General features: G+C 65.3%; 12 protein-coding genes. 6 read left to right on the top strand and 6 right to left on the bottom strand.

Translation table 11 applies throughout. From position 1 onward, the window contains the following. Positions 1 to 21: 21 nt before the first annotated feature. The 3 genes from ACTCHC_RS10190 to ACTCHC_RS10180 all read right to left on the bottom strand — a co-directional run bounded on the left by ACTCHC_RS10190 (position 22) and on the right by ACTCHC_RS10180 (position 3078). Positions 22 to 951, bottom strand: coding sequence for a class I fructose-bisphosphate aldolase (locus ACTCHC_RS10190; protein WP_463022383.1), 930 nt, complete (start codon positions 949 to 951; stop codon positions 22 to 24). Between the two features lie 195 nt (positions 952 to 1146). Next, positions 1147 to 1611: a DNA polymerase III subunit chi gene (locus ACTCHC_RS10185; protein ID WP_463022382.1), complete on the bottom strand. Its 465-nt coding sequence runs from the start codon at positions 1609 to 1611 to the stop codon at positions 1147 to 1149. A gap of 3 nt (positions 1612 to 1614) precedes the next feature. Next, positions 1615 to 3078 carry a leucyl aminopeptidase gene (locus ACTCHC_RS10180; RefSeq protein ID WP_463022381.1) on the bottom strand — a complete coding sequence of 488 codons (1464 nt, stop codon included), beginning with the start codon at positions 3076 to 3078 and terminating at the stop codon, positions 1615 to 1617. Positions 3079 to 3208: 130 nt separating this feature from the next. On the opposite strand from ACTCHC_RS10180, the gene lptF reads away from it, so the two are divergent. The 6 genes from lptF to rsmA are packed head-to-tail and all read left to right on the top strand — an operon-like array spanning position 3209 to position 10642. After that, complete coding sequence (gene lptF / locus ACTCHC_RS10175) at positions 3209 to 4342, top strand: LPS export ABC transporter permease LptF (RefSeq protein WP_463022380.1); 1134 nt, start codon at positions 3209 to 3211, stop codon at positions 4340 to 4342. Then, complete coding sequence (lptG, locus tag ACTCHC_RS10170; protein ID WP_463022379.1) at positions 4339 to 5439, top strand: LPS export ABC transporter permease LptG; 1101 nt, start codon at positions 4339 to 4341, stop codon at positions 5437 to 5439. Before lptF ends, lptG begins: the two co-directional genes overlap by 4 nt. Further along, positions 5439 to 7556: an LPS-assembly protein LptD gene (locus ACTCHC_RS10165; protein WP_463022378.1), complete on the top strand. Its 2118-nt coding sequence runs from the start codon at positions 5439 to 5441 to the stop codon at positions 7554 to 7556. Before lptG ends, ACTCHC_RS10165 begins: the two co-directional genes overlap by 1 nt. 15 nt (positions 7557 to 7571) lie before the next feature. Then, positions 7572 to 8792, top strand: a complete 1221-nt coding sequence (locus ACTCHC_RS10160) for a peptidylprolyl isomerase (protein ID WP_463022377.1) — start codon at positions 7572 to 7574, stop codon at positions 8790 to 8792. Then, positions 8789 to 9760, top strand: coding sequence for a 4-hydroxythreonine-4-phosphate dehydrogenase PdxA (gene pdxA, locus ACTCHC_RS10155; RefSeq protein WP_463022376.1), 972 nt, complete (start codon positions 8789 to 8791; stop codon positions 9758 to 9760). The genes ACTCHC_RS10160 and pdxA overlap by 4 nt, the downstream gene beginning before the upstream one ends. A 42-nt stretch (positions 9761 to 9802) precedes the next feature. Next, the gene (gene rsmA, locus ACTCHC_RS10150; protein ID WP_463022375.1) at positions 9803 to 10642 is read left to right on the top strand and encodes a 16S rRNA (adenine(1518)-N(6)/adenine(1519)-N(6))-dimethyltransferase RsmA; all 840 of its coding nucleotides are present in this window, start codon (positions 9803 to 9805) and stop codon (positions 10640 to 10642) included. Positions 10643 to 10644: 2 nt separating this feature from the next. On the opposite strand, the gene ACTCHC_RS10145 is transcribed toward rsmA, so the two are convergent. The 3 genes from ACTCHC_RS10145 to prfA all read right to left on the bottom strand — a co-directional run bounded on the left by ACTCHC_RS10145 (position 10645) and on the right by prfA (position 13343). Next, positions 10645 to 11229 (bottom strand): DUF4167 domain-containing protein, encoded by a 585-nt coding sequence (locus ACTCHC_RS10145; protein WP_463022374.1) that lies wholly within the window; start codon positions 11227 to 11229, stop codon positions 10645 to 10647. Between the two features lie 237 nt (positions 11230 to 11466). Next, the gene (gene prmC / locus ACTCHC_RS10140) at positions 11467 to 12294 is read right to left on the bottom strand and encodes a peptide chain release factor N(5)-glutamine methyltransferase (protein WP_463022373.1); all 828 of its coding nucleotides are present in this window, start codon (positions 12292 to 12294) and stop codon (positions 11467 to 11469) included. Then, the gene (prfA, locus tag ACTCHC_RS10135) at positions 12291 to 13343 is read right to left on the bottom strand and encodes a peptide chain release factor 1 (protein WP_463022372.1); all 1053 of its coding nucleotides are present in this window, start codon (positions 13341 to 13343) and stop codon (positions 12291 to 12293) included. Before prfA ends, prmC begins: the two co-directional genes overlap by 4 nt. Positions 13344 to 13414: the final 71 nt, after the last annotated feature.

Here is a 13414-nt window from a genome sequence, read left to right as displayed (position 1 = left end):
CGCCCCCGCCCGCGCGTGTGATCAGGCCTTGCCCTTGTAGATATCGACCAGCTTGCCCAGCATATCCAGCGCATCCTCGCGCGAACGTTGAAAGCTGTTGCGCCCGATGATGCTGCCATTGCCGCCGCCATCGCGGATCGCGCGGGCATCGTCATACACGCTGTCGGAGCCCTTCTTGGCGCCGCCCGAAAAGACCACGATGCGACGGCCGCCGAACGAGGCCTGCATGCAATGACGCACCCGCGCGGCTTGCGTCGCGATATCGATCTTCTGATCCTCATAGACCTTCTTGGCCTCGGGCAGCATCAGATGGTCGGTCGACAGCTTGATCTTGATGATATGCGCGCCGATCAGCGCGGCGATCTGGGCGGCATAGGCGGCGACATCAATCGCGGTCTCGCCATCCTTGGTGATCGCCTCGCCGCGCGGATAGGACCAGATCACGGTTGCAACACCCTTGGCGGCGGCTTCGCGGCGCATCTCGACGATTTCCTCGAACATGTCCAGCGCGCAGTCCGATCCCGGATAGATCGTGAACCCGATCGCCGAACAGCCCAGCCGCAGCGCGTCATCAACCGATGCGGTCACGGCCTGGTTCTTGCCGGCGGTGCCCGACATCAGCGAATTGGCAGAGTTGCATTTCAGGATGGTCGGGATCTGGCCGGCGAATGTGTCAGCGCCCGCCTCGATCATGCCCAGGGGGGCGGCATAGGCGTTCAGGCCCGCATCCAGCGCCAGTTGATAATGGTAATGCGGATCATAGCCTGCCTCGTTGGGCGCGAAAGACCGGGCCGGACCATGTTCAAAACCCTGATCGACCGGCAGGATGATCATCTTGCCGGTGCCGCCCAGCTTGCCCTGCATCAGCATCCGGCACAGGTTCGCCTTGACGCCGGGGGTATCGCCTTCGTAATTCGACAGGATTTTCTGGACGGTGCGGGTGGCCTTCATGACAATGGTCCTTTTGTTGAAACGGGAATTTGCACTGGGGCTTAGAAGGGGCGGGCCGCGCATGCAATATCGTTCGCGCTAACGGCATCCAAACTGTGGGCAGATCGGCGACAGTCGGCCTGATTACCCGGTTCTGAAATTGCCTTTTGCGCCAATACCCGCGCCAGGCCGCAATTTTTCTGCAAAAAATCGGGTTCAGGCAGGGGTTTCGGCCTTCTTTTCCCATCGGCCCGACTCTTCTGACCAATATTGCGCCGCCACCCCTGCCCCGGTCAGCGTCTTCCATTGCACGCGCGCCTGCGCCAGGGCGGCCTGATCATTACCATCGAACAGGATGCAGACCCGCTGCAGCGCCGCAACCTCATCGGGCGCAACATCGGCCCCGTCCACGGCCATCAGGCAGGCTGCGCCATTGGGGCTGTGGGGGCTTGTCGTGATCAGCACCGGCTGATCGACATCAAATTCTCCCCCTGCCAGCCCATGCGGCAGGAACCCGTCTTCGGGGTGGGTCCACAGGGCCTCGTCCAGCCAGGTCAGCCTTGCGCTGTCCCTGCCCCGCACCACCACCCGCCAGCCAGCCGCCAGCGAACGCTCCAGCAGCGGCGGCAAAACCTGTTCCAGCGGGCGGCGGGTCAGGTGATAGAACAGGGCGTTGCCCATCGCCTAGGCTTCGAACCGGTCACGCACCAGGCGGTCCAGCGCCAGGACGCCCCAGCCGGTGGCGCCCTTGGGGGCCAGCGTGGTGTCGGATTTGACGCTGGCAACCCCCGCGATATCCAGATGGATCCAGGGGCAGCCGTCTTTGACAAACCGTTGCAGGAACTGCGCCGCCGTGATCGAGCCTGCATCGCGCCCGCCGACATTCATCATGTCGGCCACCCGCGATTTCAGCTTTTCGTCATAGGCGGCATCCAGCGGCATCCGCCAGGCGCCTTCGCCCTCGGTGGCGGCGGCCTTCAGGAAGGATGCGGCGAATGCGTCATCATTGCTGAAGACACCGGCCTTTTCATGCCCAAGCGCGATGATGATCGCCCCGGTCAGCGTGGCCAGATTGACCATGGCGGCCGGTTTGAACCGGTCCTGCGCATACCACAGCACATCGGCCAGCACCAAGCGGCCCTCGGCATCGGTATTGATGATCTCGACCGTGTCGCCCTTCATCGAGGCCACGACATCGCCGGGGCGCGTCGCGGTGCCCGAGGGCATGTTTTCCACCAGCCCGACCAGCCCGACCACATTGGCCGGGGCCTTGCGCAGGGCCAGCGCCCGCATCACGCCGGCCACGACACCCGCGCCGCCCATATCCATGGTCATGTCTTCCATGCCGGCGGCGGGTTTGATCGAGATGCCACCTGTATCGAACACCACGCCCTTGCCGATCAGCGCCAGCGGGGCGGCGTCCTTGGCCCCGCCATTCCAGCGCATCACGACCACCTTCGAGGGGCTGGCCGATCCCTGCCCCACGGACAAAAGCAGCCGCATGCCCAGCTTTTCAAGGTCTTCTTCCTCCAGCACCTCGACCTCGACACCCAGATCGCGCAGGGCGGTCAGGCGGGTGGCGAAATCGAAGGTGGTCAGAATATTGGCCGGCTCATTGACCAGGTCGCGGGTGAAGAACACACCCTGCGCCAGGGCAACGATCTGATCGCGGTCCACCGCGTCAACCTTGTCGGTCATCAGGGTGACTGCGCCGGGGCGGGTCTGGTCGCCGGTCTTGTGATCCACAAACTGATAGGCGCGCAGCAGATGGCCCAGGGCGATCTGCCCGGCCCGCCCGATACCGCCGGCCAATACCAGGCAATCGTCCTTGCCCTGCAGCTTTGCCAGGGCGGCACCGGCCTTGCGGGCCTCGTCCACGCTGGGGCGGCGATCAAGGCGCACCACATCCAGCGCCTGTGCCGCCAGCCCGGCCGGAAAGGCCAGCGTTGCGGCCTGCCCCGGTTTCATCTTGGTGAAACCATCGCTTTGGCCGAAACGGGCCAGCGCGCCGCGCGTCAGTTTGTTCACGCGCCGTCCGCAGGCATCCATGCGCCCGCCTTCCCCCAGAAAAACCGCGACACGGCCCGGGGCCTTTGCAATCGCATCCAGATCGGTGGGTTCAATTCGAAACTCGGGTAGGGTTGTCATGCTGATCTCTCCTGTCTGGGCGGTTGATCCTAACTAGCGCCCGGGCGCGTGCTTGACCAGATCGCAGTTTTCCCCCAACACCATCTGGGCTAGGGTCTGCGCGCATTGCCATGGATCACCGGGGGACGTTGTGCCGAAATTCGACCGATACCTTCTGTCGCGCCTGACAGTGCTGTTCGGCTTTTTCGCGCTGGTGCTGGTATCAATCTATTGGGTCAATCAGGCGGTGCGGCTGTTCGATCAGCTGATCGGCGACGGACAATCTGCGCTGGTCTTTCTGGAATTCAGCGCCCTGACCCTGCCCAATGTCATCCGGCTGGTGCTGCCGGTCGCGGCCTTTGCGGCCACGGTCTATACCGTCAACCGCCTGAACAGCGAAAGCGAACTGGTCGTGGTTCAGGCCATGGGCTATTCACCGTTGCGGCTTGCGCGGCCGGTCTTCGTGTTCGGGCTGGGCGTGGCGGTGCTTGTATCCGTGCTGAACCACTTTCTGGTGCCGATCAGCCGCACCGGCCTGGCCGAACGCCGCAACGAGATCGCCGAGAACATCACCGCGCGGCTGCTGACCGAGGGCAAGTTCCTGCACCCTGTCGACGGGATCACCTTTTACATCCGCGAGATCACCCCTGTGGGCGAATTGCATGACATCTTTCTGGCGGATGCGCGCAACCCGGCCAGCCGCACCACCTATACCGCGGAACGGGCGCTGCTGACGCAGGGCGATGACGGACCCAAGCTGTTGATGTTCGAAGGCATGTCACAGACCCTGCGCCGCGAAGGCCGCCGCCTGGCGGTGACACGATTCCGCGATTCGGTTTTCGACATCGCCGCCTTGATGGATCCCGGGCGCATCCGGGGCAAGACGATCGAGGAACTGTCAACGCCGCAGCTGTTGCGCGCAGATCCGGCCCAGAGCGCGCAGATAGGCTCCAGCCCGGCCGAATTCCTGTATGAAGGCCATGCCCGCATCGCACAGCCCTTTCTGGCGCTGGCGGGTGCGCTGATCGGTTTTGCGGCGCTGATGCAGGGCGGGTTCAGCCGGTTCGGGGTCTGGCGGCAGATCATCCTGGCGGTGGTGATGCTGATAGGATTGCAACTGATGGATAATGCCGCGGCCGATTTTGCGCGTTCCGGCAGCGGGTTGTGGCCTGTCGTTTACCTGTCGCCCCTTGTGGGTGTGGTGGTGGCCTATGCGATGCTCCGATATGCGGGCCGGGCCCACAGGACGCGCCGGGGCCGGATACGGGCGAGGGGTGCCGCATGACCCTGCATCTGTATTTCGCGCGCAAATTCGCGCTGACGCTGCTGGCGGTCTTTGCCCTGTTCGCGGCTATCCTGATGTTGCTGGATGTGGTCGATCAGATCCGCCGGTTCGATATCGGCACGATCACCTTCGGCCAGGCGCTGGGGCTGGCGGCGCTGAACACGCCGGCAGGGGTTTACCGGATCCTGCCACTGATCGTGATGCTGTCGGGGCTGGCGCTGTATCTGGGTCTGGCGCGCAGTTCCGAGTTGGTGGTGTCGCGCGCGGCGGGCCGCTCGGCGCTGCGCAGTCTTGTGGCACCGGGCGTGACCGCGCTGCTGGCCGGGTTGTTCGCGGTGGTCGTGCTGAACCCGATGGTGGCAGCCACGACACGCGAACACGAAGACCTGTCCAGCCGCTATTCGCGCGGCGCGGGTGAAGTGCTGTCGATCAGCCCCGAAGGCCTGTGGCTGCGTCAGGGCGATACCGACGGACAGGTGGTGATCCGCGCGGCACGTGCCAATCTGGACGGCACGACGCTGTTCGATGTCACCTTTCTGGGTTTCGGGCCGGGGGTCGGGCCGATATACCGCATCGAGGCCGCCAGCGCCGAACTGACGGATGGCGCCTGGCTGATCTCGGATGCCAAGCGCTGGGATCTGGGCGATCCCGACGCCAACCCCGAACGCGACGCAACCCTGATCGACCAGTTGCGCCTGCCATCCGACCTGACGCGCGACCGCATCCGCGACGGGTTCGGCACGCCCTCGGCCATCGCGATCTGGGATCTGCCCGCCTTTATCAGCGGTCTGGAGCGGGCCGGGTTTTCGGCGCGCCAGCACCGGATATGGTTGCATATGGAACTGGCGATGCCGCTGTTCTTCGTGGCCATGCTGCTGATCGCGGCGGGGTTCACGATGCGTCATACGCGATCGGGGCAGACGGGGGTCATGGTTCTGGCCGCGCTTGGGTTGGGGCTGGCGCTGTATTTCCTGCGCAACTTTGCCCAGGTTCTGGGCGAAAACGGTGATATCCCGGTTCTTCTGGCCGCCTGGAGCCCGCCTCTGATCGGGATCATGCTGTCACTGGGCCTTTTGCTGCATCTGGAGGATGGATGATGACCCGGCTGGCCGCGATCCTTTTGGCGCTTGTCTGGCTGCCTGCGCTGGCACTGGCGCAGGCAGCCCCCGCCACCCTGATCGCTGACAAGGTGTCGATCGAGGGCGACAACCGGCTGCTGGCCAGCGGCAATGTCGAGGTGATCTATGACGGCTATGTGCTGCAGGCCGACAAGGTGGAATATGACCGCGACGCCGATCGCCTGTCGATCACCGGGCAGATGCGGCTGACAACCGCGGATGGCACGATCCTGCTGGCCGACAGCGCCGAACTGGCCCCCGACCTGAGCGAGGGCCTGATGCGATCGGCGCGGCTGGTGCTGGAGCAGCAACTGCAACTGGCCGCCGCCGAAATCCGGCGGGCGCAGGGGCGCTATACCGTGCTGGAAAAAACCGTCGCCTCGTCCTGCCAGGTCTGTGCCGCGCGTCCTGTTCCGTTGTGGCAGATCCGGGCGCGGCGTGTCATCCATGACGCGCAAGAGCAACAGCTGTATTTCGATCATGCGCGGCTGGAGGTGATGGGCGTGCCGATCCTCTATCTGCCGCGCCTGCGCCTGCCCGATCCCAGCCTGAAACGGGCCACCGGCTTTCTGGTGCCCAAGGTGCGTATCACCGACAAGCTGGGCACCGGGGTCAAGCTGCCCTATTTCATCACCATGGGTCAAAGCGCCGATCTGACCGTGACCCCCTATCTTTCGACGGGCAGCACCCGCACCGCCGAACTGCGCTATCGCCAGGCATTTGGCAGCGGCGAGATCGAACTGAACGGCGCGCTGTCGCGCGACACGTTGCGCCAGGGGGAAACCCGCCGCTATCTGTTCGCCGAAGGACAATTCGACCTGCCACGTGATTTCACGCTGGATTTCGCACTGCGCACCGTGTCCGACCCGGCCTATCTGCTGGATTATAGCTATTCCGATACCGACCGTCTGGCCAGCCGCGCCGATATCACCCGCACCCGGCATGACGAATATCTTGGCGCGGGGCTGATCTATTACAATTCGCTGCGGGCCTCTGAATCAAACCTGACCTTGCCCTCGACGCTGCTTACCGGCGACTGGCAGCGGCGGTTCGAACCGGCTGGGCTGGGCGGTATCCTGACCACCCGGGCCGAGGTCTTTGCCTTCAACCGCCGCTCGACAGCCGATGTGACCGGGCGCGACATGGCGCGTCTTTCGGGGCAGATCGACTGGCGGCGCGGCTGGACCCTGCGCAATGGCATGCTGCTGAGCGCGCAAGGCGCCCTGGCGCTGGATTACTATACGATCGGCGATGACAGCACCTCGGACGCATCGGTCGCCCGCACCGCCCCTTTCGTGGCGGCAGAGCTGCGCTGGCCAATGCTGCGCGCGGGTGCGGGCGGCGTGGCGCATGTGCTGGAGCCGGTCGTGCAACTGGTCTGGAGCAATGACAGCAGCGCCGCCATTCCCAACGAAGATTCGCTCAGCGCGGAATTCGACGAGGGCAATCTGTATTCGCTCAGCCGGTTTGCCGGGGCAGATGCCTATGAACAGGGCGGACGGGCAAATATCGGCATCACATACACAAGGCTTTCCCCTTCGGGCTGGTCGCTGGGGGCCACGGCGGGGCGCATCCTGCGCACGCAGGCGCTGACGCAATTCGCGGCCGGATCGGGCCTGGACGGGGCGCGATCCGACTGGCTGGCGGCCGTGCAACTGACCACACCGGGCAATCTGCGCCTGACCAACCGGGCGGTGTTCAATGACGGGCTGAATTTCACACGCAACGAATTGCGGCTGGACTGGCGCAACGATGATCTGGCCGTGGCCTCTAGCCTGATCTGGCAAGAGGCCAACCCGATCGAGGCCCGCCCAACGGACACATCCGAATGGCTGATGGATGCCAGCTATCGTTTTCGTTCGGACTGGACCGGCAAGGCCGACTGGCGGTATGACATCGTGAACGAACGCGCGGCGCGCGCCGGCGTGGGGCTGGAATACCGAAACGAATGCGTAACGGTGGATGTTTCGCTCTCGCGTCGGTTCACGTCCTCGACTAGTGTGACGCCCACGACCGATTTCGGCCTGACCATATCGCTGGCCGGGTTCGGAGCGGGGGCGCAGGCCCGCCCGGCGGCGGCCCGCTGCACCAGATAGGAACAGACAGGACGGATGGCTGACGACATGATCCGATTTTCGCGCATTGCTATTCTTGGCCTTTTCGCGGCGCTGGCGCTGGCGCTGCCGGCCCTTGCCCAGAAGGGTGGCGCCTTTGCGCCCCGGCTGATCGTCAATGACCGTGCGATCACAAATTGGGAACTGGATCAGCGTATCGCCTTCATGCGGCTGCTGGGTTCTTCGGGCAATATCGCCCCCGAGGCGCTAGACGCGCTGATCGACGACCGCCTGCAACTGGATGCGGCCGCCGATCTGGGCATTCGGCTGGATGAACAGGTGATCCGTGACGGGATGAGCGAATTCGCCGCCCGCGCCGATCTGACGGCCGAGGCCTTTGTGGCCGAACTGGCCAAGGCCGGCGTCGCAGAACAGACCTTTCGCGATTTTGTCGAAGCCGGGCTGGCCTGGCGCGAGGTGGTGCGCACCCGTTTTGGCCCGCGCGCCCAGATTTCGGACGCAGAAATAGACCGGGCCGCGGCGCTGACCGTGCCGGGCGGCGGCGCCAGGGTCTTGTTGTCGGAAATCATCCTGCGGGCCGACACGCCTGAATTCGCGGCCCAGGCCAATGCGCTGGCCGAACAGTTGTCGCGCCAGATCAAGGGCACCGCCGCCTTTGCCGAGGCGGCGCAGCAATATTCGGTCTCGGGATCACGGGCGGCGAGCGGCCGGATCGACTGGGTCGACCTGTCGGTTCTGCCCCCCAACCTGGCGGCCCAGGTGCTGACGTTGCCGCCGGGCGGTGTGACCGAACCGGTATCTCTGCCCAATGCGGTGGGCCTGTTCCAGTTGCGCGCGATCGAGGAGACCGGCGCCCGCGCCCAGCAGCCGCTGGCGGTGGACTATGCGCGCCTGTCGCTGCCCGGCGCGGATGCGGGCCAGGCGCAGGCAATCATCGCCCGCAGCGACACCTGCGACGATCTTTATGGCGCCGCACGCGCTCTGCCGCCGGAACGCCTGCAGCGCCAGACGGTGCTGCCATCGCAAATTCCGCAGGATGTCGCGCTGGACCTGGCGCGGCTGGATGATAACGAAGCCGCGGTTCAGACCATTCCCGGCGGGGTTGCCATCGTGATGGTCTGTGGGCGCACCGCATCGCTGGACACGGCACCCAACCGCGACGAAATTCGTATGCGGCTGCAGAACCAGCGGCTGACATCCTATGCCGACGGCTATCTGGCGACATTGCGGGCCGATGCCATCATCCGCGAACCATGAGCCGCGCCCCCATCGCGCTGACCTGCGGCGAGCCCTCTGGTATCGGCCCCGAGATCGCCGCCAAGGCCTGGACCGAACTGGGCGCGCGGCTGCCGTTCTTCTGGATCGGTGATCCGGCGCATCTGCCTGCCGGGGTGCCCCACCGCGAGATTCATGCCCCCCATGACGCGCTGCATGTGGCGGCCACCGCGCTGCCGGTGCTGCGCCACAGCTTTCCGGCCCCTGCCCTGCCCGGCCAGCCCGCGCCCGCCAATGCCGCCGAGGTGATCGCGGTGGTCGCGCGCGCCGTCGATCTGGTGCAATCGGGCGCGGCCGGTGCGATCTGCACCTGTCCGATCAACAAGCAGGCCCTGCAAGACGGCGCGGGGTTCAGCCATCCGGGCCATACCGAATATCTGGCCGCCCTGGCCGGGGTGGACCGCGTGGTGATGATGCTGGCCTGCGATGCGTTGCGGGTAGTGCCGGTCACGATCCATATCCCGCTGGCACAGGTGCCCGGCGCGCTGACCCAAGCGCTGTTGGAACAGACGCTGCGCATCACCCATGCCGCCCTGATCCGCGATTTCGGGATCGAGACACCGCGCATCGCGGTGGCCGGGCTGAACCCGCATGCGGGCGAAGGCGGCAAGATCGGCCGCGAAGAGATCGACGTGATCGCCCCGGTTCTGGCCCGCCTGCGTGCCGAAGGCATGGATGTGACCGGCCCGCATTCGGCAGATACGATGTTTCACGCCCCCGCCCGCGCCCGGTATGACGTTGCGGTGGCGATGTATCACGATCAGGCGCTGATCCCGATCAAGACGCTGGATTTCCATGGCGGGGTGAATGTGACGCTGGGGCTGCCGTTCATCCGCAGCTCGCCCGATCATGGCACTGCGTTTGATATTGCCGGACAAGGGGTTGCCGATCCGTCCAGCCTGGTTGCGGCGCTGGAAATGGCTGACCGGATGGCGCGCGCACGTGGATAACCGCCTTCGGCGAGAGTATTTGGGCCAAGAAGATGGGGTCTTATGACCACGATTGACGACCTGCCGCCGCTGCGCGCGGTGATTGCCACGCATGATCTGTCGGCGAAGAAATCGCTGGGGCAGAATTTTCTGCTGGATCTGAACCTGACGGCCAAGATCGCGCGTCAGGCCGGCGATCTGACCGGCTGTGATGTTCTGGAGGTCGGCCCCGGCCCCGGCGGGTTGACGCGCGGGTTATTGGCCGAGGGGGCACGCCGGGTGCTGGCGGTTGAAAAAGATCCCCGCTGCATGGCGCCGCTGGCCGAGATCGCGGCGCGCTATCCCGGACGGTTGCAGGTGATCAATGCCGATGCGTTGGCGATTGATCCCACGCGGTATCTGACGCCGCCGATCCGGGTGGTGGCCAATCTGCCCTATAATGTGGGCACAGAATTGCTGGTGCGCTGGCTGACGCCGGATCACTGGCCGCCGTTCTGGGACAGCCTGACATTGATGTTTCAAAAAGAGGTAGCCGAGCGCATCATCGCCCAGCCGGGCGGTAAGGCCTATGGGCGGCTGGCGATCCTGGCGCAGTGGCGCACCGACCCGAAGGTGGTGATGAGCCTGCCGCCCGAGGCCTTTACCCCCGCGCCCAAGGTGCATTCGGCGGTGGTGCATCTGACGCGCCGTCCCGCGCCGTTATATCCGGCCGATGCCGCCACCCTGTCACGGGTGGTGGCGATGGCGTTCAACCAGCGCCGCAAGATGCTGCGATCCAGTCTGAAGGGGCTGGCCCCGGATGTTGAAGGCCTGATCCGCGCCGCCGGGCTGGACCCCACCACCCGTGCCGAGCAGGTCGGGCTGGAGGGGTTCTGTGCCCTGGCGCGGCTGGTCAAGGGCTGAGATTATTCCGCCGCCGGGGTTTCGGTCAGGGGTGTGACCGGGGCATCATCGGCAGAAGTTTCGGACTTGGCCGCGGGTGCCGGCTTGGGCTTGCGCTGGGGGCGTTTGCGTGGCGCGGGGCGTTCCTCGGGCGTTTCGACAAGCCCGCTGTCACCGTCCTGGCTGCCTGTGTCGATGACATCGGCGGGGCGGGTTTCGGGCTGGGCGGTCTCGGGCTGGGGCGCGTTGGCCTGATCGTTCTGGCGCGGCTGATCATTGCCGCCGCGTCCGCCGGAATCGCGGTTGTCGTTGTTGCGATTGTTCTGCGATTCATGCTGTTCGCGGCGCGCCTCTTGTTCGCGCAGGGCCTCGCCCAGCATACGATCGTAATGTTCGGCATGTTGCTGAAAGTTTTCGGCAGCGACGCGGTCATTGCTCAGCTGTGCGTCGCGCGCCAGTTGATTGTATTTTTCAATGATCTGCTGCGGCGTGCCGCGAACCTTGCCTTCGGGGCCCGAGCTTTCGAACACACGATTGATGATGTTCCCGACGGGAGACCGTGGGCGGTTGTTGGATTTCGACCGCGAACGTGACTTGGATGATCTCATATTTTTTCTGGTGTCCAGCCTTATTGTGGCTTCTCTGATCCCTATCCGCGCGGGATGCGCGCGGTGTTCACCGATGGGGCGAATGTCGGGCTTGACGCAAGGGAGGAGGTCAAAACCATCCCGCCACCTGCATTCCCTGCTAAGCATGACGCTTGCGGCAAGACAAGGAAAAAATGCGCATATCTTGGCAAATCTGGCACCAACTGGCCCGATTGCAACGGGTGCGCAGCGCGGGTTTCAGACCTGCCGGGCACTTACAACCCTGTCCCTGCCATCAAGATCGGGATGGATGGCGATGTTTTCAAGGCCTGCGCCGGCAAAGATCGCGCGCACGGCCGGGCCCTGCGCCGCGCCGATCTCGACCAGAAGCCGACCGCCGGGGGCTAGATGCGCCGCCGCGCCGGCCGCGATGGCGCGATAGGCCGACAGACCATCGCCGCCGGGGAAGAGCGCCAGATGCGGCTCCCAGTCGCGGACATCGGGCGACAGGGCGGCGCGTTCGTCATCGGCGATATAGGGCGGGTTCGACACGACAAGGTCAAATCGGCCGGTAACGCCGGTGAACCAGTCGGCCTGCTGAAACCGCGCGCTGGTGATCCCCAGGCGGGTGGCGTTTTCGCGCGCGATGCGCAGGGCAGCGGCGGACAGATCACATCCCAACCCGTGCGCGTCGGGGCGTTCGGCCAGCAGCGTCAACAAGATGCAGCCCGAGCCGGTGCCCAGATCCAGAACGGATGAAAACTCCGCCGCAAGGCATTGTTCAATCAGGCTTTCGGTTTCTGGGCGCGGGTCCAGGACATCGGCGCTGACCCGAAAATCACGCCCCCAAAAGGCCCGCAGCCCGGTGATATGCGACACCGGTTCACGCATGGCGCGGCGGGCAATGGCGGCCTCGAACCGGGCCAGGGCGACGGCGTCCAGCGGGTCTGGCAGGATCAGCGACAGCCGCCCCGGCGCGCAATCGCAGGCATGGGACAGCAGGCGGCGGGCATCGCGCGGCGCGTCGGGCATGCCCGCCGCCACCAGCCGGGCCGTGGCGGCGCGCAGGGCCTGATCGCCGGTCATGCGCCCATCTGCGCCAGTTTTCGGGCCTGGTCATCGGCCTGAAGGGCGTCGATCACCTCGTCCAGATCACCCTGCATGACCTGATCCAGCTTGTAGAGCGTCAGGTTGATGCGGTGATCGGTCATGCGGCCCTGGGGAAAGTTATAGGTGCGGATGCGTTCGGACCGATCGCCGGTGCCGACCTGCGCCTTGCGGTCGGCGGCGCGGGCATCGTCGGCGCGCTGGCGTTCCATGTCGAACAGGCGGGCGCGCAGCACGCCCATGGCGATCTCTCGGTTGCGGTGCTGGGATTTTTCGGAACTGGTGACGACGATGCCGCTGGGAATATGGGTGATGCGCACCGCCGAATCCGTGGTGTTCACATGCTGGCCCCCGGCGCCAGAGCTGCGCATGGTGTCGATGCGGATATCGGTGGCGGGAATGGCGATATCGACCTCTTCGGCCTCGGGCAGCACGGCGACGGTGGCCGCCGATGTATGGATACGCCCGCCGCTTTCGGTGGTGGGAACGCGCTGAACACGGTGCACGCCGGATTCGTATTTCAACCGGGCGAACACGCCCTCGCCCCGGATATTGGCGATGACCTCCTTGATGCCGCCAAGTTCGGTCTGGGCCAGTTCGATGATCTCGAACCGCCAGCCGCGGGTCTCGGCATAGCGCTGATACATGCGCAAAAGATCAGCGGCGAACAGTGCGGCCTCTTCCCCGCCGGTGCCGGGGCGGATTTCCAGGATGGCCGGGCGGGCATCGGCCACGTCGCGCGGCAACAGCGCCAGTTGCAGCGCCTGTTCCATCTGCGGCAGTTGCGCCTTCAAGAGCGGCAGTTCTTCCTCGGCCAGTTGCTTCATCTCGGGGTCGGACAGCATCTGACGCGCCTGGGCAAGCTGATCAAGCAGGGCGCGATAGGCCGCGATCTGGTCCGCGACCGGTCGAAGATCGGCATATTCGCGGCTGAGGCCGGCGAAATCATCCGCAGACCCGCTGGCGAGTTTCGCTTCGAGAAATTCGAAACGCTGGGTGATCTGGTCTAGTTTGTCTTGCGGAACCATGGCGGCGTTTATGCGCAGCGGGCTGGCATGGTCAAGGGGGGGGGGGGGGGGGGGCCCCCCCCCCCCCCCCC

The organism is Actibacterium sp. (genome assembly GCF_055134745.1).
Note: the sequence above shows the minus strand (reverse complement) of the source record. Positions and strands in the feature narration are given on the sequence as shown.

Coding starts and splice junctions, on each gene's coding strand:
- ACTCHC_RS10190 (WP_463022383.1), bottom strand. CDS start 951: ATGAAGGCCACCCGCACCGTCCAGAAAATCCTGTCGAATTACGAAGGC.
- ACTCHC_RS10145 (WP_463022374.1), bottom strand. CDS start 11,229: ATGAGATCATCCAAGTCACGTTCGCGGTCGAAATCCAACAACCGCCCA.
- ACTCHC_RS10180 (WP_463022381.1), bottom strand. CDS start 3,078: ATGACAACCCTACCCGAGTTTCGAATTGAACCCACCGATCTGGATGCG.
- ACTCHC_RS10185 (WP_463022382.1), bottom strand. CDS start 1,611: ATGGGCAACGCCCTGTTCTATCACCTGACCCGCCGCCCGCTGGAACAG.
- rsmA (WP_463022375.1), top strand. CDS start 9,803: ATGACCACGATTGACGACCTGCCGCCGCTGCGCGCGGTGATTGCCACG.
- ACTCHC_RS10160 (WP_463022377.1), top strand. CDS start 7,572: ATGGCTGACGACATGATCCGATTTTCGCGCATTGCTATTCTTGGCCTT.
- ACTCHC_RS10165 (WP_463022378.1), top strand. CDS start 5,439: ATGACCCGGCTGGCCGCGATCCTTTTGGCGCTTGTCTGGCTGCCTGCG.
- prmC (WP_463022373.1), bottom strand. CDS start 12,294: ATGACCGGCGATCAGGCCCTGCGCGCCGCCACGGCCCGGCTGGTGGCG.
- pdxA (WP_463022376.1), top strand. CDS start 8,789: ATGAGCCGCGCCCCCATCGCGCTGACCTGCGGCGAGCCCTCTGGTATC.
- lptG (WP_463022379.1), top strand. CDS start 4,339: ATGACCCTGCATCTGTATTTCGCGCGCAAATTCGCGCTGACGCTGCTG.
- prfA (WP_463022372.1), bottom strand. CDS start 13,343: ATGGTTCCGCAAGACAAACTAGACCAGATCACCCAGCGTTTCGAATTT.